The following is a 20,874-nucleotide window of genomic DNA, read 5'->3' as shown; positions in this document are numbered from 1 at the left end:
CACTTTTAGCGTACGTTTAATGTAACCTCAATATTTCCTCGTGTTGCTTTAGAGTAAGGACATACGCCGTGAGCGGCTTCTACAAGTTCTTGTGCTTCGCTATGTGAAACGCCAGCGACATGTACATCAAGTACAGCAGATAGGCCGAAACCACCATCTGTATCTTTTCCGATAGAAACGTGAGCAGTTACTTCTGTACTTTCTACTTTCACACGTTTCGTACGAATGACAAGTTGTAATGCACTATCAAAACAAGCAGCATAACCAGCAGCAAATAGTTGTTCTGGATTTGTTGCCTCTCCGCCTGCACCACCTAGTGCTTTCGGCATTTTCACATCAAGATTTAATATGCCATCATCTGATACTACTTTTCCATTTCTTCCACCTGTAGCAGTTACTGAAGCAGTATATAATTTATCCATGTTTATTCCCCTTTTCTATCATTAATTGTTTTCATTGTTTCAATTAGTTTATTTAATTGAATTAATAAAGAACGATATTCTTGTTCTGTAATTCCTAAATTTGTTGCCATCGTTGTCGGCAATGAACAAGCCTTATCTTGTAAATCTTTTCCTTGTTCTGTTAATTCAATACACACTTTTCGCTCATCTTCTTTGGAACGAACGCGTTTTACAAGGTTTAACGATTCCATTCGTTTTAACATAGGTGTTAACGTACCGGAATCTAAAAATAGACGTTCTCCAATTTCTTTTACTGTTAATCCATCTTGCTCCCATAGTACGAGTAAAGTAATGTACTGTGGATACGTAATGCCCATTTCTTCTAAATATGGTCGGTAAAAGCGTGTAACCTCTCTAGAACAAGCATAAATAGAAAAACAAAGTTGATTATCTAGATGCAAAGAATCTTCTGTCATGAATGACTCCTTTCTAATTAAGTTGTGCACAATTTAATTTTGTAAAACCAATATAACGAAAAAGAAATACAATGTCAAATACATTGTATTGAGAAAGTTTGTGCTACAATTTGGAACAATCATACATATTTTCCTTCATGATGAAAGAAGATAGGAAAGATGATGTTATAATTTATATGGAATAGTTTCCATCACTTGATTATGAGGGCTTTTTTTGGTAACGTACAAATAGAGTTATTAATTTATAATCATTATAAAGTAGAAAAATTTTATTCATTTTACTGAATCTCCTTTCTTACATATGGAGAATAAATAAAAAAATAATCGGTTGTTCACACGATTGTCAGATTCATAAGAGGAAAGTTGTATTATGATAGTAGATAAAGTGATAAAACGGGTGAAGGGGGACATGCTGCGTGCATATTCTTGTTGTTAGTGTAAATTATCGAACAGCCCCTGTAGAATTTCGTGAGAAACTCACATTTCAGGCAGCAGAGCTAGAGCAAGCAATGACTACATTACAAAATCAAAAGAGCGTGTTAGAGAATGTTATTGTATCAACTTGTAATCGCACTGAGGTTTATGCTGTTGTCGATCAATTACACACGGGACGGTATTATATTAAGAAGTTTTTAGCTGATTGGTTTCAGCTTGAAATAGAAGAAGTCGCACCATATTTAACTATTTTTGAACAAGATGGTGCAATCGATCATTTATTCCGCGTAACGTGCGGTTTAGATTCTATGGTAGTTGGAGAGACGCAAATTTTAGGTCAAATAAAAGATAGCTTTTTAGAAGCGCAACAAGTAAAAGCAACAGGGACAATTTTTAATGAATTGTTTAAGCAAGTTATTACATTGGCGAAACGTGCTCACTCAGAAACGACAATTGGTGAAAGCGCGATGTCTGTTAGTTATGCTGCTGTTGAGCTTGGGAAGAAAATATTTGGCGAGTTAACAGATTGTCACGTACTTATTCTTGGTGCTGGTAAAATGGGTGAACTTGCACTACAAAACTTATATGGAAGTGGTGCTCGTAAAGTAACAGTCATGAATAGAACGCTTTCAAAAGCAGAAATAATGGCTGAGAAATATATGGGACACGCAAAACCTTTAAGTGAATTACAATGTGCATTATTAGAAGCTGATATTTTAATTAGTTCAACTGGTGCATCGGATTATGTCATTACGAAAGAGATGATGACAAAGGTAGAGAAAATGCGCTCTGGTCGTCCATTATTTATGGTTGATATTGCAGTGCCGCGTGATATTGATCCAGCAATTGATGAGCTAGAAGGTTCTTTCTTGTATGACATTGATGATTTGCAAGGAGTAGTGGAAGCGAACCGTGCTGAGCGTTTGAAAGAAGCAGAGAAAATTCAATTTATGATTGAAGAGGAAATTGTTGTATTTAAAACGTGGTTAAGTACACTTGGTGTCGTTCCGTTAATATCAGCCCTTCGTGATAAGGCACTTGCTATCCAAAGTGAAACGATGGAAAGTCTGGAACGAAAAATACCGAATCTTAGTGATCGTGAGAGAAAAGTAATTAGTAAGCATACGAAAAGTATTATTAATCAATTATTAAAAGACCCAATTTTGGTAGCGAAAGAAATAGCTGCTGAAGAGGGAGCAGACGAAAAATTAGCGTTATTTGCAAAGATTTTCGATTTAGAAATGGAAGACGTAGAGAGTCGTGCGGAAGAAGTAGAACATAAAAGAGCGTGGACACCATCCGTTCCATCTTTATAATTTGGAAGGATGATCGGATGAGTTTTTTAAATAACAGTATTATTTATCATATTGCAATTATTTTATATGCTTGTAGCATTAGTTTATATTTTATAGATTATTTCCAAAGTAACCGAAAGGCGAACCGATTTGCTTTTTGGTTACTTTCGATTGTATGGGTTCTGCATTCTATTTTTATGTTGCTTAGAGCTACAGATTCAGAAACGAACCCCCTTTTAACCTTATTATCAGGTATTTATTTTTATGTTTGGCTATTGATTACGATGTCGTTAGTCATTAATCGATTTATGAGAATCGATTTTTTAGTCTTTTTTACAAATGTTGTTGCATTTGGCGTAAGCGCTTTTTCTATTTTTACGCCGCTTGGAAAGATGTCGCCGATACTTGCAGAGCAATTAGTTTCGGAGCTTGTATATGTACATGTCGGTATGGCTATTATTTCTTATGCAACTTTTACTGTATCGTTCATTTTTTCTATTATGTATTTATTGCAATATCGCCTATTAAAAAAGAAAAAATGGAATGCCAGATTAAGAAGGTTAGGGAATTTACCGAAGCTAGAATCGATGTCTTACGGATTAAATTTATTTTCTGTTCCATTTTTCTTACTAGCTATTTTATTAGGATGCATATGGGGATATACAAAATTGGACAATTTCCATTGGTATGATACGAAAGTAATCGGGTCCTTTGTCGTTCTATTTGTATATTGTGCTGGCCTATATTTACGAGCGGCAGATGTGTTGCAAGGGAAGAAAATCGTGCAGTGGAACATCGGAGCATTTCTCGTAATGCTAATTAATATTTTTCTATTAAGCAGTTTATCCAACTTCCACTTTTGGTATTTATAATGAGGAGAGAAAATTATGCGCAAAATTATTGTAGGGTCACGAAAGAGTAAATTAGCATTAACGCAAACAAATTGGTTTATTGATCAGTTAAAAGCGCTAGGTTTACCATATGAATTTGAAGTGAAAGAAATCGTCACAAAAGGCGATGTAATTTTAGATGTTACTCTTTCAAAAGTAGGTGGCAAAGGCTTGTTTGTGAAGGAGATTGAACATGCGCTACTTACGAAAGAAATTGATATGGCTGTACATAGTATGAAAGATATGCCGGCCGTACTTCCAGAAGGATTAATGATTGGTTGTACACCAAAGCGTGTTGACCCTCGTGATGCTTTTATCTCAAAAAACGGAGCGTCGTTTAAAGAGTTAGCAGAAGGCGCTATTTTAGGTACGAGTAGTTTAAGACGTAGTGCACAGCTACTCGCTGCGAGACCAGACTTACAAGTGAAGTGGATTCGCGGAAATATCGACACACGTTTACGCAAATTAAAAGAAGAAGATTACGATGCAATTATTTTAGCGACAGCGGGATTACAAAGAATGGGCTGGGATAATGAAGTTATTACAGAACATTTAGATGAGACGTTATGTGTACCTGCTGTAGGACAAGGTGCATTAGCGATTGAGTGTCGTGAGGATGATAAAGATTTACTGCAGTTGTTAGCTCATATGAATGATGGAGTAACAGAAAAAACAGTGGCAGCAGAACGCGTATTTCTTCATAAACTTGAAGGTGGATGCCAAGTTCCAATCGCTGGATATGCAACTCTTACGGAAAACGATGCAATCGAATTAACAGCTCTTGTCGGGTCTATGGACGGTTCGGTTTTATTGAAAGAGACAGTAGTAGGAACTGATCCAGAGAAAGTAGGATTAGAGGCTGCGGACCGTTTAATTAACCAAGGCGCAAAAGAACTCATTCTTGCTGCAAATAAGGGGCAACAATAAATATGAACGCTCTCGCTGGCAAAACGGTATTGATTACACGTGCCCAGCATCAAGCAAAACAAATGAGTGTAGCGGTGAAAAAAAAGAGCGGAATTCCATTGGAAATTCCGCTTTTGCGTATGGAAGGTATGTCTCATAGGCAAATTCAACATATAGCAGGGCAGTTACATTCGTATGACTGGGTTATTTTTACGAGTAAAAATGGGGTAGCTTTTTTTCTAGATCGTTTGAGACAGAAGCTACCTGTAACGACTAAAATTGCTGCAGTAGGTGTGAAAACAAAGTTAGAGTTAGAAAAGCGAGGCTATCGAGTGGATTTTGTTCCAACTTCATTTGTTGCAGAAGTATTTGCAGAAGAGTTTGTAAAAAGATTAAGTGGAAACGAACGTATTTTATTTCCGAAAGGGAATTTAGCAAGAGACGTAATTCCAGTTGCGCTTCGTGAAATGGGTGTTTCTCTAGATGAGCTTATCGTATATGGTACGAAAGAAAATGTAGAGAAAAAGCAAGAGCTTATAGAAGCGTTAGAAGTAGGGAAAGTAGATATTATTACATTTACGAGCCCTTCCACTGTTACTAGTTTTGTTCGTTTACTTGAGGATACAAACTGGAGAGAATGGACAAAAAAATGTACAATTGCTTGTATAGGGCCTATTACGGAAAAAGAGGCGAGCCTTTATTTTCCGCATATTATTATGCCGAAAGAGTACACTGTAGAAGCATTACTACAATGTGTTTGTGAATCTATAAAATAAAAGAATGGGGATAGAAATCTATGAACTCTTTACAATTTAATCGTCATCGTCGCTTAAGACAAAGTGGAGGCATGCGTGCGCTTGTGCGTGAAACGTTTTTACATACGGAAGATTTTATTTACCCTATTTTTGTATTAGAAGGAGAGAATGTTCGTAATGAAGTGCCTTCTATGCCAGGCGTATATCAAATATCTTTAGATTTATTGCAAGCTGAAATGCAAGAAGTTGTTGATTTAGGTATTCGTTCTGTTATTGTATTTGGTTTACCTGCTGAAAAAGATGAAGTTGGATCATCAGCATATTGTGATCATGGAATTGTGCAACGTGCGATTCAGCAAATTAAAGGTGAATTCCCTGATCTAGTAGTAGTTGCGGATACATGTTTATGCCAATTCACAAGCCATGGTCATTGCGGTGTAATTGAAGATGGTATTATTTTAAATGACGAGTCTCTTGCAGTTCTTGCAAAAACAGCTGTAAGCCAAGCGAAAGCAGGAGCGGACATTATTGCGCCATCAAACATGATGGACGGATTCGTAACAGCAATTCGCCACGCATTAGATGAAAATGGTTTTGGACATGTACCAGTTATGTCGTACGCTGTTAAATATTCATCAGCATTTTACGGACCATTCCGTGATGCGGCGCATGGTGCACCGCAATTTGGTGATCGTAAAACATATCAAATGGACCCAGCGAACCGCATGGAAGCATTCCGTGAAGCAGAATCAGATGTAATGGAAGGGGCAGATTTCTTAATTGTAAAGCCAGCTCTTTCTTACTTAGATATCGTTCGTGATGTGAAAAATAACTTTAATTTACCAGTCGTTGCTTATAACGTAAGCGGTGAATATTCAATGATTAAAGCGGCAGCGCAAAATGGCTGGATTAATGAAAAAGAAGTTGTACTTGAAAAATTAATTAGTATGAAACGCGCAGGAGCAGATTTAATTATTACGTATCATGCGAAAGATGCAGCAAGATGGTTACAAGAAGGAGGCGCTAAATAATGAAAAAGTTTGATAAGTCGATTGCAGCGTTTGAAGAGGCTCAAGATTTAATGCCTGGTGGCGTAAATAGCCCAGTTCGTGCTTTTAAGTCTGTCGGTATGAATCCGTTGTTTATGGAGCGTGGAAAAGGCTCTAAAGTATATGATATCGATGGAAATGAATACATCGATTACGTATTATCATGGGGTCCGTTAATTCATGGTCATGCAAATGATCGTGTTGTTGAGGCTTTAAAAGCTGTTGCTGAAAAAGGTACGAGCTTCGGTGCTCCAACGGAAATTGAAAATAAATTAGCGAAACTTGTTATTGAGCGTGTTCCATCAATTGAGATTGTGCGTATGGTTAACTCTGGAACAGAAGCGACAATGAGTGCGCTACGTTTAGCTCGTGGTTATACAGAGCGTAACAAAATTTTGAAATTTATCGGTTGTTATCACGGTCATGGTGACTCGTTATTAATTAAAGCGGGTTCTGGTGTAGCAACGCTAGGTTTACCAGATAGCCCTGGTGTACCAGAAGGTGTAGCGAAAAATACGATTACAGTAGCGTATAACGATTTAGAAAGTGTGAAATACGCTTTCGAACAATTCGGTGATGATATTGCTTGTGTCATTGTAGAACCAGTAGCAGGGAATATGGGTGTTGTTCCTCCGCAACCAGGATTTTTAGAAGGTCTTCGTGAAGTAACAGAGCAAAATGGCGCATTGCTTATTTTTGATGAAGTAATGACAGGATTCCGTGTTGCTTATAATTGTGGACAAGGTTATTACGGTGTAACACCTGATTTAACTTGTTTAGGTAAAGTAATCGGTGGTGGATTACCGGTAGGAGCATACGGTGGTAAAGCAGAAATTATGCGCCAAGTTGCACCGAGCGGACCGATTTATCAAGCAGGTACTTTATCAGGTAACCCACTAGCAATGGCAGCAGGTTATGAAACGTTAGTACAGTTAACGCCAGAATCGTATGTAGAATTTGAGCGTAAAGCTGAAATGTTAGAAGCTGGCTTACGTAAAGCGGCTGAAAAACATGGCATTCCACATCATATCAATCGTGCGGGTTCTATGATTGGTATCTTCTTTACAGATGAACCAGTTATTAATTACGATGCAGCAAAATCTTCAAACTTAGAGTTCTTTGCGGCTTACTATCGTGAAATGGTAGAACAAGGGGTATTTTTACCGCCATCTCAATTCGAAGGTTTATTCTTATCGACAGCACATAGTGATGCTGATATTGAAGCGACGATTGCAGCGGCTGAAATTGCAATGTCAAAATTAAAAGCTTAATTGAATAAAGAAAATCGCTCTCCGTAAGGAGAGCGATTTTTTTTTATTCATAAAGTCAGCTTTCCGTACATAAATCTGTAATGACATATAGTTTGGGAGGGGGAAAAGAAGTGGCAACAGATCATTCATTACGTTTTTCATTAAAAGAATCTGTTTGGTTCCAAAAAGGACAGGAAGTCGAAGAACTTTTGTCAATTTCGTTAGATCCAGACGTTGAGATAGAAGAGCTTGATCATGAGGTTATTGTGAGAGGGCAATTAGATTTAACGGGAGAGTATGTTGCAAGGCAAGATGATTCAGCTTATTCATTAAGAGATTTATCGCCAGCGAAGTCAATTAATTATGTAGAAACGAGAGAAGATGGGGTTAATGAACTTGTTCATTCCTTTCCGCTTGAAATATCGATCCCAAGAAACCGTGTGAAAGTAATTGAAGAACTATATGTATCCATCGAGGAATTTGATTATGAATTAAAGGAAAATGGTTGCTTACAATTATTAGCGGATATATCTATTACAGGATTATGTGATGAAGAACGCATCGAGGATGAAGAGGAAGAGAAAGAAACGGCGTATGCTGAGTTGGAAGTTGATTCAGCGCAAGAGGATGAAAATAGACCGACGCCGCAAGTAGAAGAACCAGCTTATAAGGAATCAGATGAGTGGGAAGATTACGCGTTTGAACCGTTCCAACTAGAAGAAAGAAAAGAGCAGGAAGTAGAAGAAGAGGAAATAGAAGAACATGAATTTGTAGAGCATGAAGAGGAGAAAGAAACAACGCCGCAATTTGAATTGTTCGGACGAAAAGATTTCAAGAAAGAAAAAGCGAAAAAACAAGAAGAGCAAGAAGAAGAAACGTATTCACAGCGAGATGAAAATGCGCTTTATTTAACGAAATTATTTACGAAAGAACCGGAAGAAGAATTTACAAAGTTAAGAATGTATTTCGTGCAAGAAGGAGATACGATCGAATCTGTTGCAGAACGTTATGAAACATCTGTACAAAACTTATACCGTGTCAATCAAACAGAAGATATATATTTAACTACAGGACAAATTATTTATATTCCTGTTTCAAGAGCAAAAGCGAAATAAGTGAGTGTTTTCACTCACTTATTTTTCTAAAGGCTATGTTTTGAATAGAAAGGGTTATTCGTATGGATATGGAATTACGAAATCGTTATGAACCCATTGTAAGGCAATATAGATTGGATACGCAGCATATGGAAGAGCACGGAAGTGTGACGAAAATTTATACGAATCAAGGTCCATATGCGCTCAAGAAAATAGAAGGCAGGAAGTTAGAGCGGAATAACTTTTTGCATCATATTCAATATTTAAAGGAGAAAGGTTTTTCAAATTATGTACCTATATATCATGCGACGGACGGAAATTATATTTTAAGTGACGGTACGTATAATTATTATTTAATGCCTTGGTTAGAGCGTGCGGAAGGGAACGGCGAGGATAATGATCAATACCATAAAATGTTTCAGACTCTCGGAACGTTGCATCAAAAAACGGTAAAAGAAGAAACGTATACAGAAGAGGATTTAGAAAAACATTATACAAATATATCCGATCGCTGGGAAAGTGATGGAGAGATGTTAGAAGAGTTTCTTGTAGAATCGGAAGCGAAGTGGTATATGTCTCCGTTTGAATTGCAATATTGTACGTACTATCATCATGTAATGAGGGCGCGTGAGTTTGCGACGAAGCAATTAAATGAGTGGAACGATGCAATGAAAGAAAAAGAAACAACGCGCATTACTTTTGTACATGGTAACGTATCGCTTAATCATTTTTTATTTGATTATGAACGGAATGGCTATTTTATTAGTTTAGAAAAATCGAAGTTTGCAACACCTGTGCAAGATATTGTAGGGTTTTATTCTCGGTCTTTAAACACATATCCAATTGCGCGAAGTGATCGGTTTGAATGGTATCAAATGTATCAAAAAAATTTCCCTTTTACGAAAGAAGAGCAACTACTCATGTTTGCGTATATGACGTATCCATCGCAATTTATTCGGCAAATCCAGTCTTATAAGAAAAGAAGAGAGCGTCGTAATGAGGAAAATGAACTTCTCGGGGTAAAGAGTTTGCAACAAGCGCATTGGCTCGTTAGTAATATAGAATATTTCCTTTCGCAATTACAAGCTGCCCAGCAAGGGAACGGATAAAGAAGGTAAGTAGAGGATGTTACTTATCTTCTTTTTTTACTCAAAAAGCTGTAGTATTAAATTTATCTTGACGAATAAGGTTTCGTTTTTTACACTATTGTATATAATAATTAACAATCATATAAATGCCTTGAAGGGGAAGAGTATAACAAGAAACGTCTTCAGAGAGGAGAATCATTAGCTGGGAGATTCTCTAGATAGTTATGTTAGAAGGTAGCCCTGGAGCATCTTTTCTGAACGGAATAGTTCTCATTAGGAAAAGACGGATTTGTCCGTTATCAAATTAAGAGTATAAGCAAATTCCTGAATTTGTTTGTAAATAAAGGTGGTACCGCGATGTCCCTCGTCCTTTTTTGGATGAGGGGCATTTTTTATTTTAAGGAGGGAAAATAATGTCAAACACGGAAAAGAATTTACCAACTAAATATGATCATATGTCCGTTGAAGAAGGCCTTTATCAGTGGTGGTTAGAAGGCAAATATTTTGAAGCAACAGGAGACGAGAAGAAACAACCGTATACAATTGTAATTCCACCTCCGAACGTAACTGGTAAGTTACACTTAGGTCATGCTTGGGATACAACTCTTCAAGATATTTTAACTCGTACGAAGCGTATGCAAGGTTACGATGTATTGTGGCTTCCAGGAATGGACCATGCGGGTATCGCAACACAAGCGAAAGTAGAAGGGAAACTTCGTGAAGAAGGTATTTCACGTTACGATCTTGGCCGTGAGAAATTCCTTGAAAAGGCTTGGGAATGGAAAGAAGAATACGCTTCTCACATTCGTCAACAATGGGGGAAAGTTGGTTTAGGACTAGACTATTCTCGCGAACGTTTCACATTAGACGAAGGTTTATCTGATGCGGTTAATAAAGTATTCGTTCAATTATACGAAAAAGGCTTAATTTACCGCGGTGAATATATTATCAACTGGGACCCGGCAACACGCACAGCTCTTTCTGATATTGAAGTAATTCATAAAGAAGTTCAAGGTGCATTCTACCATATGAACTATCCGTTAACAGATGGATCTGGCCACATTCGTCTTGCAACAACTCGTCCAGAAACGATGCTTGGTGATACAGCGGTAGCGGTTCATCCAGAAGACGATCGTTACAAGCATTTAATCGGAAAAACAGTTACACTTCCAATCGTAGGCCGTGAGATTCCGATTATTGCTGATGAGTATGTAGAAAAAGATTTCGGAACAGGTGTTGTAAAAATTACGCCAGCTCATGACCCGAATGACTTTGAAGTAGGTAACCGTCATGACTTACCACGTATCTTAGTAATGAACGAAGATGGAACGATGAACGAAAAAGCTGGTAAGTATAACGGTATGGATCGTTTCGAGTGCCGTAAAGCGTTAGTAAAAGATTTACAAGAAGCGGGCGTATTAGTAGAAATCGAGCCTCATATGCATTCAGTAGGTCATAGTGAGCGTAGTGGTGCAGTTGTTGAGCCTTACTTATCAACACAATGGTTCGTAAAAATGGCTCCACTTGCTGAGAAGGCAGTAGCGCTTCAGCAAAAAGAAGAAGAGAAAGTAACGTTCGTACCAGAGCGTTTCGAAAACACATATTTACGTTGGATGGAAAATATTCACGACTGGTGTATTTCTCGTCAATTATGGTGGGGACACCGCATTCCAGCTTGGTATCATAAAGAAACTGGTGAAGTATACGTAGGTACAGAAGCACCAGCAGATATTGAAAACTGGAATCAAGATAACGACGTACTTGATACATGGTTCAGTTCAGCACTATGGCCATTCTCAACACTTGGTTGGCCAAATGAAGATGCAGCAGACTTCAAGCGTTACTATTCAACAGATGCACTAGTAACTGGTTATGACATCATCTTCTTCTGGGTATCTCGTATGATTTTCCAAGGTTTAGAGTTTACAGGCGAGCGTCCATTTAAAGATGTATTAATTCACGGTTTAGTTCGTGATGAGCAAGGACGTAAAATGAGTAAATCTCTTGGTAACGGTATTGACCCAATGGAAGTTATCGAGAAGTACGGTGCAGATGCAATGCGTTTCTTCTTATCAACGGGAAGTGCACCAGGTCAAGATTTACGCTTCAGCATGGAGAAAGTAGAATCTACTTGGAACTTCATTAATAAAATTTGGAATGCATCACGTTTCGTATTAATGAACATGGATGACATGAAATATGAAGAAATCGATTTAACTGGTGAAAAATCAGTTGCAGATAAGTGGATTTTAACTCGCTTAAATGAAACAATCGAAAGCGTAACACGTAACATGGATAAATATGAGTTCGGTGAAGCTGGTCGCTCATTATACAACTTTATTTGGGATGATTTCTGTGACTGGTACATTGAAATGGCGAAACTTCCTCTATACGGTGAAGATGAAGCAGCTAAGAAAACAACTCGTTCTATTTTAGCTTACGTATTAGACCAAACAATGCGTCTATTACACCCATTCATGCCATTCGTAACAGAGAAGATTTGGCAACATTTACCGCACGAAGGCGAATCTATTACAGTAGCAGCGTGGCCAACAGTACGCGAAGATTTACAAGATGCAGAAGCTGCAGCAGAAATGCACCTTCTAGTTGATATCATTCGTTCTGTTCGTAATATCCGTGCAGAAGTTAATACGCCAATGAGCAAAAAAGTTCAAATGCAAATTAAAGCAAAAGACGAGGCTGTACTTGCTCAACTTACGAAAAACAGCTCTTACATTGAGCGTTTCTGTAACCCAAGCGAATTAACAATTCAAACGGACTTACAAGCGCCAGAAAAAGCAATGACTGCAATCGTAACAGGTGCAGAGTTATTCTTACCGTTAGCTGATCTTATCAATCTTGATGAAGAGAGAGCGCGTCTTGAGAAAGAGCTTGAGAAGTTCGACAAAGAAGTAGAACGTGTACAGAAGAAACTTTCAAACCAAGGTTTCGTAGCGAAAGCTCCTGCAGCAGTTATTGAAGGAGAGCGTGCGAAAGAGCAAGATTACCTAGAAAAACGCGAAGCAGTTCGCCAACGTCTAGCAGATCTTGAGAAATAAAATGCTTTTTAGAGACTCACTATATTGGTGAGTCTCTTTTCTTTGCGTATAATAGGGTTATGAAGGTTGTTTTTTGAAAGGGGAAAGCATACGTGATACATACATACGAAGAAGCGATAGGGTGGATTCATAGCCGATTGAAGTTTGGTATTAAACCGGGATTAGAAAGAATGAGATGGATGCTAGAAGAGCTCGGAAATCCGGAGCGTCACATAAAATGTGTTCACCTTGCTGGTACAAATGGAAAAGGTTCAACGTTAACATATATGCGCTACATGTTAGAAAATGCAAAATATAAGGTAGGAACATTTACCTCCCCTTATATTGAAACATTTAACGAGCGTATTAGTGTGAATGGAACACCAATTGCAGATGAAGAGATTACTGAACTTGTAAAGATGGTAAAGCCAGTCGTTGAAAAACTAGATGAAACGGATTTAGGGGAAGCGACTGAGTTTGAAATTATTACTGTTATGGCAATTTGTTACTTCGGTAAAGTTAATTTCTGTGATGTTGTTTTATTTGAAACAGGGCTTGGAGGGCGCTTTGATTCTACGAATGTGATTCATCCAGTTCTCACGATTATTACGAATATCGGTCACGATCATATGCATATTTTAGGTAATACATTAGGAGAAATTGCATATGAAAAGGCGGGAATTATTAAGTCTGGTGTTCCGGTTATTACTGGTGTGCAAGATGAGGAAGCGTTGCAAGTCATTCAAAAAGTTGCAAAGGAAAATCAGGCAAACTTATACGAGATGGGCAACCATTTTACAGCGTTACATAAACAGTCTAGTGAAGATGGAGAACAGTTCGATTTCACTTGTCCTTTCGCCTCTTTTGAAGATGTGCGAATCACAATGAAAGGCAGCCATCAAGTAGGAAACGCAGCACTTGCACTTATGGCAGTCATGTATGTAAAAACATACTTATCATTTTTAATTGAGGAAGAAGAAATAAGAACGGGATTACAGGAAGCGTATTGGGTGGGGCGCTTTGAAAAACTGCAAAGTAATCCGGATATTATTATAGATGGTGCTCATAACCCGGAAGGTATTGAAAGTCTTGTGAAAACGGTAGAATCACATTACAAAGATAAAAATGTAATAGTTTTATTTACTGCCCTTGGTGATAAACAATTGCACAATATGGTAGGTCAATTAGAAAGCATCGCCGATGAAATTATTTTTACAACATTCGCCTTTGATCGTGCTATTTCAGCAGGCGAGCTTGCATCGTATGCAAAGGAAGAGTCAAAATTAGTTTTTGAAAATTGGAAAGAGGCAATTGATACGAAGGTTGAAATGCTTGGAGAAAATGATGTTTTTATCATAACAGGTTCTCTTTATTTCATTTCGGAAGTTCGAAAATATATTCGCGAAAAAAACTAGATAGTCTGTACTATCTAGTTTTTTTGTTCTACAAATGAAGTCAAATGCATACATATAAGATAAATATATAGGGTTATTTGGCGAATTCCTCTGACAAATATCTCGTTTTTTTGTGAAATGAATATGATATGATGCGGACAACGATAAGAGGTGAGGTGTGAGTGTATGGACAAGCAATCACGAACGATCTCAGTGAAAGTGAATGGAACAGAAGCGAAGTATGAGGAGAAGAAGAAAGATGAATTTGACTGGATGGTAGTAGAAAGTGAAAGGCCAAAAAACGTTGTTCCGTTTCAAAAATCAAAAGTAGCGTCTACGGAAAAAAATCGAAAGAAGTGGAGCAATACGTTAATTGCAATCGTTGCAACTGCAATTATTATTGGTACGGCGTTTGGGATGGGGATGCTACAGTTACTGAAAGGACAAGGTGCGACAGGAGGAAGTGAAGTAACAGCTTCGAAGCAGATGCGAAAGGAAGAATCAAAGGTGGGTGGAACGGCAGAACAAACACCAGCACCAAAAGAGGGAAAAACAAAAGCACAGACAGGAACGTCATTAGATCCAATGAAATTATTTTTTGTTCAAGGAGGAATCTATTCTTCTGAAGAAAAGGGACAGGCCGCTCTTGAAGAGTGGAAAGGTAATGGAGGTGTAGCAGCCTTAAAACCGAGCGGTGATAAGTATGCATTAGTTGTTGGTATTGCTAGCGATGAACAAGGCATAAACCAATTAATGACGCAGTATAAAAAAGATAATGTCTCCGTATTGAAAAAGGACTGGGATATAACAGATAAAGCGTTACTTAAAGATGATAAAGAAATCGGGGCGTTTTTAACAAAAGTACAGCCATTATATACTCATTTAGCAAAATATGCTTCTAGCGTACAAGCTAGTGAAAAAAGTAATGCAAAAGATATAAGTGCAATCGAAAAAGAGTGGAAAGCGATTGAAAAAGAAGGGAAAAGTATGAAGCAGGAAGAAGCGAAGAAATTGTATATGTATACGTCGGTAGCTGTGCAAACAGTGAAGGATGGAAAAGATGATAAGGAATCATTAGCGAAATTAAATCAAGTTATCATTGATGGTATACTTTCATACGAAAAAATTGTTTCACAAAAGGTGAAATAATAGGATAATGAAATGACGAAGGAAGAAGTGTAGAGGCTTCTTTCTTTTCTTTTGAATTTAGAGTAAAGTGCTTTCTCTATGACAGGAATATAATCGTGTTTTGGTAAGGAAGTATTATTTTGTTTAGAGAAAATAATATTTCTTTTATTTGTGGACAAACTATTCCTTTGATACGATTGATATAAATGATTCTGCTTCATGTGAGAAAGGAAGGAGAAAATATGAAAAAAATTATTTTAGCTTCAGGATCACCTCGCAGGAAGGAATTGCTTGAGTTAGCGGGTGTACCATTTGAAATTGTTGTAAGTGAAGTAGAAGAAACGATTGGTGCGTATTCATCGCCTTCTGATATTGTTATGTCCCTTGCCCTGCAAAAAGCATCTGCGGTAGCAGAAAATAACAGTGATTATATTGTGTTAGGTGCAGACACAATTGTTACATATGAGTCGCGTATTCTTGGAAAGCCATCTAATGGGGCTGAGGCGAAAGAAATGTTGCAATTATTATCAGGGAAAACACATGAGGTGTATACAGGTGTTGCAATTATAGCAAAGGACAAAACAGTCACTTTTTACGAGCGTACAGAAGTTACGTTTTGGGAATTAACAGAAGAGGAAATTGACACATACATTGCATCAAAAGAGCCTTTGGATAAAGCAGGAAGTTATGGGATTCAAGGTAAAGGATCTATTTTTGTTCAACATATTCAAGGGGACTACTATAGTGTAGTTGGGTTACCAATTTCACGTCTTGTTCGGGAATTAAAACAATTTAATATTGATGTAACCCATGCGTAAAACTGCATGGGATTTTCTTTGAGAGAACAAATAAAGGGGTGGAGAAATGAACGGTATTCGTGATGTTGTCAAAGAAGAACAGCCACGGGAGCGTTTATTGTTAGAAGGGGCTGGAAGTTTATCCAATCGGGAGCTTCTTGCAGTGTTACTCAGAACAGGTTCTAAAGAAGAAACAGTTTTAAAGTTATCGGATAAAATTTTGCATCATTTTGATGGTTTACGTATGTTGAAAGACGCAACGCTAGAAGAGTTAGTGAGTATACATGGTGTTGGAGTTGCGAAGGCATCACAGCTCATCGCTGCTTTTGAACTCGGTAGAAGAATGGTGCGTTTAGAATATCAAAATAGATACAGCATTCGAAGCCCGGAAGATTGCGCCAGATATATGATGGAAGAAATGCGCTTCTTGCAACAGGAGCATTTTGTATGTCTCTATTTGAACACAAAGAATCAAGTTATACATAGGCAAACGATTTTTATTGGAAGTTTAAACTCTTCAATTGTACATCCCAGGGAAGTTTTTAAAGAAGCATTTCGCCGTGCAGCAGCCTCTATCATATGTCTTCATAACCATCCCTCAGGAGACCCTTTAAACATAGTATCCTAAACTAGAGTACTCTAAGTACTCGAAGTTTAGGATTTTTTAATTTTAGTGCTTTAACTATTTAATATATAAAGGTATAGTTCATAGTAGTTAAAGTATTTAAAGGTGGTGGAGAAATGAAAGTTCAGAAAGTAATTGTGGAGGAAAAACCATATCCATTATACATACTGCTAGATAAAAACTTTGAAGTAGTAGAACCGGTTAAGAAATTTATAAAGTACTTGGATAATACGGGGAAAGCACCAAATACGATTAAAACTTATTGCTATCATCTCAAGCTGTTCTACGAATTTATGAGCCAGAGAGGAATTAGGTTAGAAGATTTACAATTTGAGGAAATGGCAAACTTTGTGGGATGGTTAAGAAATCCAACTGGGAATGTAAAGGTAATAGACTTACAACCAAAGAGGGCTAAAAGAGAAGAAACATCAGTTAATGCCATACTTAATGCTGTAACTAGTTTCTTAGAGTATTTAAATCGTACAGGAGACTTTAAAGCTATAGACATGTCTAAAGAGACAAGGGGAAGAAATTTTAAGGGGCTTCTTCACCATATAAATAAAGGAAAATCTTATAATAAAAATATTTTAAAGCTTAGAGTCAAAAAGAAACTTGTACAAGTATTAGAACATGAACAAGTCAAGGTAATAATTGATTCATGTCATACTAAAAGAGATAGGTTACTTATTATGCTTATGTATGAAGGGGGACTTCGGATAGGAGAAGTATTATCCCTTCGTATTGAAGATATTTCTACATGGGATAACCAGATTAACATTAGGCCAAGGGATCACAATGAAAATGGAGCTTATATTAAACTGAAAAAAGAACGAACAATCGATGTAAGCAAGGAATTAATGGCTTTATATACCGATTACTTAGTGCATGAATATGGGGAAGATTTAGATCATGATTATATATTTATTAATCTTAAAGATTCTTATTTTGGCCACCCTCTAAAATATCAAAGTGTATTAGACCTAATAAGAAGACTAGGAAAACGGACAGGGATTACTTTCACTGCCCATATATTACGTCACACGCATGCCACAGAGCTTATTAGAAGTGGATGGGATGCTGCATATGTACAAAAAAGATTAGGGCATGCCCATGTACAAACAACACTTGATACGTATGTTCATCTTTCTGATCAAGATATGAAAAATGAATATAAAAAGTATCTTCAAGGGAGAGAAACATGACAATGAAATTTCCGAGTGTAGCAACTAATCGAAAACTTATCGCTAGTACAGAGATTAATAAAAAAATAGCTAATATGACAAGTGTTTTAAAAGGATATTGGGCAGCAGATAGATGGGATATAAGAATTTGTCCACATCCTAGTGCAATTGAGTTAAGTAAGAATCCGTCACTAAGAAATCGTTGGGTGAATTTCGATAAGGTGGAAAATGTCTGGTTGAAAACAGAATTAAAATATTTTTACTACCTTCACTTGAATAATGGAGCATGGAATGCAAAATCTGTTTGGATTAGAAAAGGAACAGTGATAAGCCGGATGATGGGGTTTTTAAATTTAAAATATCCTAAAATCACATCGATAACTGAAGTACCTATAAAAAAGGCTTTGACAGAATACCGAACTTACTTAGCAGAAGAAGGAATAAAAAGTACGACTACTAACTACAAACTTGATATAAATCAACAGAAAGTTACTGTACATGCGAATTCCTATTACGTTACTCATCTTAAACAGTTTATGGAATTCTATGAGGATTTCTATTTTGATGGTGAAGAATGGGAAAAAGATGTTTGGAATCGAAGAAAACTATCATTACCGGAAGATAAGGTAAATCCAACATCCTACGAATACACGATTAATTTTAAGGGTTTTGAAAATGATTATTTTAAAGAAATAGTTAAGCGGTATTGTAAACTAATGTTAAACACAGCCAGCTTTTCTCACGTAGTAGATATTGCTTCAAAATTAAAAGAGTTTTTTAATTTTATGAACAAAAATTGTGAAGGTATACAAAGGATCCATCAATTAACTAGAAATGAAATTGAGCAATATTATAATTATATTAATTTAAAAGGTTTAAAACCTAGTACCGTAACCGGACGAATATCTACTTTAGATGTTTTTTTCACTACAATTCAAAGGTATGACTGGAAGGATACGCCTTCTAAAATCCTTATATTTCAAGAAGATTATCCTAAAGTGCCGAAGGCACTACCACGTTATATTGATGAACATATACTCGAACAATTAAATGGGAAATTAGATAAATTGGAACCTTATGTAGCTACAATGGTCATGGTACTTCAAGAATGCGGAATGCGTATCAGTGAGCTTTGTACATTGAAAAAAGGGAGCGTTATAACAGATAAAGAAGGGGATTGTTTTTTAAAGTATTATCAGTGGAAAATGAAGAAAGAGCATATCATTCCTATTTCTAAAGAAATTGCTGCATTGATATTAGTTCAAGAGCAAAGAGTGGCTGATGAACTCGATGATAGATGTGTATATGTATTTCCCCGAAAAGATGGCTCGCCATTAAAGCAAGATACCTTTAGGGTTAAATTAAATGAATTAGCTTATGAAGAAAAGATAACGGACAGCAAAGGGGAAATTTTTCGGTTTCATGCTCATGCCTTTCGACATACAGTTGGCACTAGAATGATAAATAACGGAGTGCCACAGCATATTGTCCAGAAATTCTTGGGTCACGAATCACCGGAAATGACGGCGAGATATGCACATATTTTTGATGAAACCCTTAAGAAGGAATTTACGAAATTCAAGGAAACTTTAGTAACGAATAACGGTAGCATTCTGGATTTAAGTGAGGAAAATACTGAAGCTGACAATACAGATCTTCAATGGTTTAAAAAGAATATTAATGCACAAGCACTTCCTAATGGCTATTGCCGTTTACCAGTAATTGCTGGACCTTGTCCACACGCAAATGCTTGTTTAGATTGTACGAACTTCTGTACAAGTAAACAATTTCTAAATGAACATGAAGAGCATTTAAACCGAACTAAGGAAATACTAAATAGAGCCAAACAGAACCAATGGCAGCGTCAGGTTGAAACTAACGAACGTGTTAAAAATAGATTAGAGCAGATTATTCATTCGTTAAAGGAGACGAATAAAGATGACTAGAAAGAGTAACACAACTGCCATAATTCAACTATCAAAAGAAAAGTCGGAGAAAACAAGAATTAGAGTAGAAAAGACAATCTCAGAAATGGCACTACAAAAAGAGAAGATTAATTTTAACTCCGTTGCACAAAGGGCAAATGTTTCAAAGTCATGGCTTTACAAACAAAAAGATATTAGAACTAGAGTAGAGACCCTAAGGGGGATGCAAATAAGTGAATTAGTTCCCCGTAAACAAAGTAAAAGCTCTCGTTCAGAGGATGTATTAATAAAGACCTTAAAAAGCCGTATAAAGGCATTAGAAGAAGAAAACAAACAATTAAAAGATCAAGTTCAAAAATTACATGGAAAGTTGTTTTAGCGGCATTGTGTCTCTTAAGATTTATATCTAATTTCAATATAGAAGTGAAATGATAACCTGGAGTTTTATTTTTCCTGTTAAGTTAACGGGGGGTTAGTTGAAGAAACAAATCAAAAACCATTCTATATTGAATGGTTTTTATCTGAATCATATTTTACTGAAGTACCAGATTTAATTAAAACGAGGTCTAATACTCTTTCAGTAATTGGCATAAAGAAATTAAGTATTACCCCCCCTAAACAAACGGTTAATAAAGTTCCAATGCCAATTGGTCCACTAAATACGATTGCCATTATCAAGAATAGGAGATAAATGACTGTTCTCGAAAACAGTATATTCGTTTTAGTTAATTCTTGTATGATTAATGTTAAACGGTCAATTGGTATTGGTGCAAAATTTGTTTGTAAATAAATTGCAGTGCCTAACCCAATAACAACTAAACCAATTCCAAAACAAATAAGTTTAGTTAACCATAGTTCAGGTGTTATCAGATTGTGTAATAAGAAAAGCCACATATCAATACCAATACCCGTTATAAAGGCTGTTACCAACCCCAGAACTTCAGGTCTTTGTCTTTTTAAAAATGCATTACAGCATATCAGTATTAAAGCTACTATAATTTCCCAACTTCCCACAGTAAGACCTACGTTTATAGATAGACCTACCAAAAGTGCATCAAATGGTGATGTTCCAAAGTTTGATTGTATAGTAAGAGAGATACCAAGGGTTAATATTATAATTCCTAATATATAGAAAGTATATTTCACT

Annotated in this window: 19 protein-coding genes and 1 other annotated feature; of the genes, 16 read left to right on the top strand and 3 right to left on the bottom strand. The window is 36.7% G+C overall.

Going from position 1 to position 20,874, the window contains the following annotated elements; all coding sequences use genetic code 11:
- Positions 1–5: 5 nt before the first annotated feature.
- Together PDQ33_RS10130 and PDQ33_RS10125 are read right to left on the bottom strand one after the other, a co-directional pair.
- Positions 6–422, bottom strand: a complete 417-nt coding sequence (locus tag PDQ33_RS10130; RefSeq protein ID WP_000359781.1) for an organic hydroperoxide resistance protein — start codon at positions 420–422, stop codon at positions 6–8.
- 2 nt (positions 423–424) lie between these two features.
- Positions 425–877 (bottom strand): MarR family winged helix-turn-helix transcriptional regulator, encoded by a 453-nt coding sequence (locus PDQ33_RS10125; RefSeq protein ID WP_000133920.1) that lies wholly within the window; start codon positions 875–877, stop codon positions 425–427.
- A gap of 416 nt (positions 878–1,293) precedes the next feature.
- On the opposite strand from PDQ33_RS10125, the gene hemA reads away from it, so the two are divergent.
- The 16 genes from hemA to PDQ33_RS10045 all read left to right on the top strand — a co-directional run bounded on the left by hemA (position 1,294) and on the right by PDQ33_RS10045 (position 20,106).
- Positions 1,294–2,628, top strand: a complete 1,335-nt coding sequence (gene hemA / locus PDQ33_RS10120) for a glutamyl-tRNA reductase (protein WP_000547851.1) — start codon at positions 1,294–1,296, stop codon at positions 2,626–2,628.
- A gap of 17 nt (positions 2,629–2,645) precedes the next feature.
- Positions 2,646–3,479 (top strand): cytochrome C assembly family protein, encoded by an 834-nt coding sequence (locus PDQ33_RS10115; RefSeq protein WP_000008993.1) that lies wholly within the window; start codon positions 2,646–2,648, stop codon positions 3,477–3,479.
- 15 nt (positions 3,480–3,494) lie between these two features.
- Positions 3,495–4,424 (top strand): hydroxymethylbilane synthase, encoded by a 930-nt coding sequence (hemC, locus tag PDQ33_RS10110; protein WP_001226412.1) that lies wholly within the window; start codon positions 3,495–3,497, stop codon positions 4,422–4,424.
- A gap of 2 nt (positions 4,425–4,426) precedes the next feature.
- Positions 4,427–5,179, top strand: coding sequence for a uroporphyrinogen-III synthase (hemD, locus tag PDQ33_RS10105; RefSeq protein ID WP_061132101.1), 753 nt, complete (start codon positions 4,427–4,429; stop codon positions 5,177–5,179).
- Between the two features lie 20 nt (positions 5,180–5,199).
- Positions 5,200–6,189, top strand: a complete 990-nt coding sequence (gene hemB / locus PDQ33_RS10100) for a porphobilinogen synthase (protein ID WP_001087058.1) — start codon at positions 5,200–5,202, stop codon at positions 6,187–6,189.
- Complete coding sequence (hemL, locus tag PDQ33_RS10095) at positions 6,189–7,478, top strand: glutamate-1-semialdehyde 2,1-aminomutase (protein ID WP_270755513.1); 1,290 nt, start codon at positions 6,189–6,191, stop codon at positions 7,476–7,478. The genes hemB and hemL overlap by 1 nt, the downstream gene beginning before the upstream one ends.
- A 110-nt stretch (positions 7,479–7,588) precedes the next feature.
- Positions 7,589–8,572 carry a stage VI sporulation protein D gene (gene spoVID, locus PDQ33_RS10090; protein WP_270755516.1) on the top strand — a complete coding sequence of 328 codons (984 nt, stop codon included), beginning with the start codon at positions 7,589–7,591 and terminating at the stop codon, positions 8,570–8,572.
- A gap of 62 nt (positions 8,573–8,634) precedes the next feature.
- The gene (ysxE, locus tag PDQ33_RS10085; protein WP_000367001.1) at positions 8,635–9,660 is read left to right on the top strand and encodes a spore coat protein YsxE; all 1,026 of its coding nucleotides are present in this window, start codon (positions 8,635–8,637) and stop codon (positions 9,658–9,660) included.
- Between the two features lie 121 nt (positions 9,661–9,781).
- Positions 9,782–10,014 (top strand) — a binding site (T-box leader).
- A gap of 38 nt (positions 10,015–10,052) precedes the next feature.
- Positions 10,053–12,698: a valine--tRNA ligase gene (locus tag PDQ33_RS10080; RefSeq protein ID WP_000072229.1), complete on the top strand. Its 2,646-nt coding sequence runs from the start codon at positions 10,053–10,055 to the stop codon at positions 12,696–12,698.
- Between the two features lie 92 nt (positions 12,699–12,790).
- The gene (locus tag PDQ33_RS10075) at positions 12,791–14,092 is read left to right on the top strand and encodes a bifunctional folylpolyglutamate synthase/dihydrofolate synthase (protein WP_000582084.1); all 1,302 of its coding nucleotides are present in this window, start codon (positions 12,791–12,793) and stop codon (positions 14,090–14,092) included.
- Between the two features lie 165 nt (positions 14,093–14,257).
- On the top strand, positions 14,258–15,220 hold the full coding sequence (locus PDQ33_RS10070) for a hypothetical protein (protein ID WP_061132103.1): 963 nt from the start codon (positions 14,258–14,260) through the stop codon (positions 15,218–15,220).
- Positions 15,221–15,441: 221 nt separating this feature from the next.
- Positions 15,442–16,017 (top strand): Maf family protein, encoded by a 576-nt coding sequence (locus PDQ33_RS10065; RefSeq protein WP_061132104.1) that lies wholly within the window; start codon positions 15,442–15,444, stop codon positions 16,015–16,017.
- A gap of 46 nt (positions 16,018–16,063) precedes the next feature.
- Positions 16,064–16,624, top strand: coding sequence for a RadC family protein (gene radC / locus PDQ33_RS10060; protein WP_270755520.1), 561 nt, complete (start codon positions 16,064–16,066; stop codon positions 16,622–16,624).
- Positions 16,625–16,737: 113 nt separating this feature from the next.
- Positions 16,738–17,823, top strand: a complete 1,086-nt coding sequence (locus PDQ33_RS10055; RefSeq protein ID WP_270755521.1) for a tyrosine-type recombinase/integrase — start codon at positions 16,738–16,740, stop codon at positions 17,821–17,823.
- Between the two features lie 2 nt (positions 17,824–17,825).
- The gene (locus PDQ33_RS10050) at positions 17,826–19,748 is read left to right on the top strand and encodes a tyrosine-type recombinase/integrase (protein ID WP_270755545.1); all 1,923 of its coding nucleotides are present in this window, start codon (positions 17,826–17,828) and stop codon (positions 19,746–19,748) included.
- Positions 19,741–20,106, top strand: a complete 366-nt coding sequence (locus PDQ33_RS10045) for a DUF6262 family protein (RefSeq protein ID WP_270755523.1) — start codon at positions 19,741–19,743, stop codon at positions 20,104–20,106. Before PDQ33_RS10050 ends, PDQ33_RS10045 begins: the two co-directional genes overlap by 8 nt.
- Before the next feature lie 122 nt (positions 20,107–20,228).
- On the opposite strand, the gene PDQ33_RS10040 is transcribed toward PDQ33_RS10045, so the two are convergent.
- The gene (locus tag PDQ33_RS10040; protein WP_270755547.1) at positions 20,229–20,873 is read right to left on the bottom strand and encodes a YczE/YyaS/YitT family protein; all 645 of its coding nucleotides are present in this window, start codon (positions 20,871–20,873) and stop codon (positions 20,229–20,231) included.
- Between the last annotated feature and the right edge of the window lies 1 nt (position 20,874).

Origin of the sequence: Bacillus cereus group sp. Bc031, assembly GCF_027716265.1 — a bacterium.
GTDB classification, from domain to species: domain Bacteria; phylum Bacillota; class Bacilli; order Bacillales; family Bacillaceae_G; genus Bacillus_A; species Bacillus_A paranthracis.
The sequence above is the reverse complement of the archived record's forward strand: the minus strand, read 5'-3'. Positions and strand labels throughout refer to the sequence as shown.

Bases quoted from the DNA above. Each gene is read 5' to 3' on its own strand.
- PDQ33_RS10130 (WP_000359781.1), bottom strand. From the start codon at position 422: ATGGATAAATTATATACTGCTTCAGTAACTGCTACAGGTGGAAGAAAT.
- PDQ33_RS10125 (WP_000133920.1), bottom strand. From the start codon at position 877: ATGACAGAAGATTCTTTGCATCTAGATAATCAACTTTGTTTTTCTATT.
- PDQ33_RS10115 (WP_000008993.1), top strand. From the start codon at position 2,646: ATGAGTTTTTTAAATAACAGTATTATTTATCATATTGCAATTATTTTA.
- hemC (WP_001226412.1), top strand. From the start codon at position 3,495: ATGCGCAAAATTATTGTAGGGTCACGAAAGAGTAAATTAGCATTAACG.
- hemD (WP_061132101.1), top strand. From the start codon at position 4,427: ATGAACGCTCTCGCTGGCAAAACGGTATTGATTACACGTGCCCAGCAT.
- hemB (WP_001087058.1), top strand. From the start codon at position 5,200: ATGAACTCTTTACAATTTAATCGTCATCGTCGCTTAAGACAAAGTGGA.
- hemL (WP_270755513.1), top strand. From the start codon at position 6,189: ATGAAAAAGTTTGATAAGTCGATTGCAGCGTTTGAAGAGGCTCAAGAT.
- ysxE (WP_000367001.1), top strand. From the start codon at position 8,635: ATGGATATGGAATTACGAAATCGTTATGAACCCATTGTAAGGCAATAT.
- PDQ33_RS10080 (WP_000072229.1), top strand. From the start codon at position 10,053: ATGTCAAACACGGAAAAGAATTTACCAACTAAATATGATCATATGTCC.
- PDQ33_RS10070 (WP_061132103.1), top strand. From the start codon at position 14,258: ATGGACAAGCAATCACGAACGATCTCAGTGAAAGTGAATGGAACAGAA.
- PDQ33_RS10065 (WP_061132104.1), top strand. From the start codon at position 15,442: ATGAAAAAAATTATTTTAGCTTCAGGATCACCTCGCAGGAAGGAATTG.
- radC (WP_270755520.1), top strand. From the start codon at position 16,064: ATGAACGGTATTCGTGATGTTGTCAAAGAAGAACAGCCACGGGAGCGT.
- PDQ33_RS10055 (WP_270755521.1), top strand. From the start codon at position 16,738: ATGAAAGTTCAGAAAGTAATTGTGGAGGAAAAACCATATCCATTATAC.
- PDQ33_RS10050 (WP_270755545.1), top strand. From the start codon at position 17,826: ATGAAATTTCCGAGTGTAGCAACTAATCGAAAACTTATCGCTAGTACA.
- PDQ33_RS10045 (WP_270755523.1), top strand. From the start codon at position 19,741: ATGACTAGAAAGAGTAACACAACTGCCATAATTCAACTATCAAAAGAA.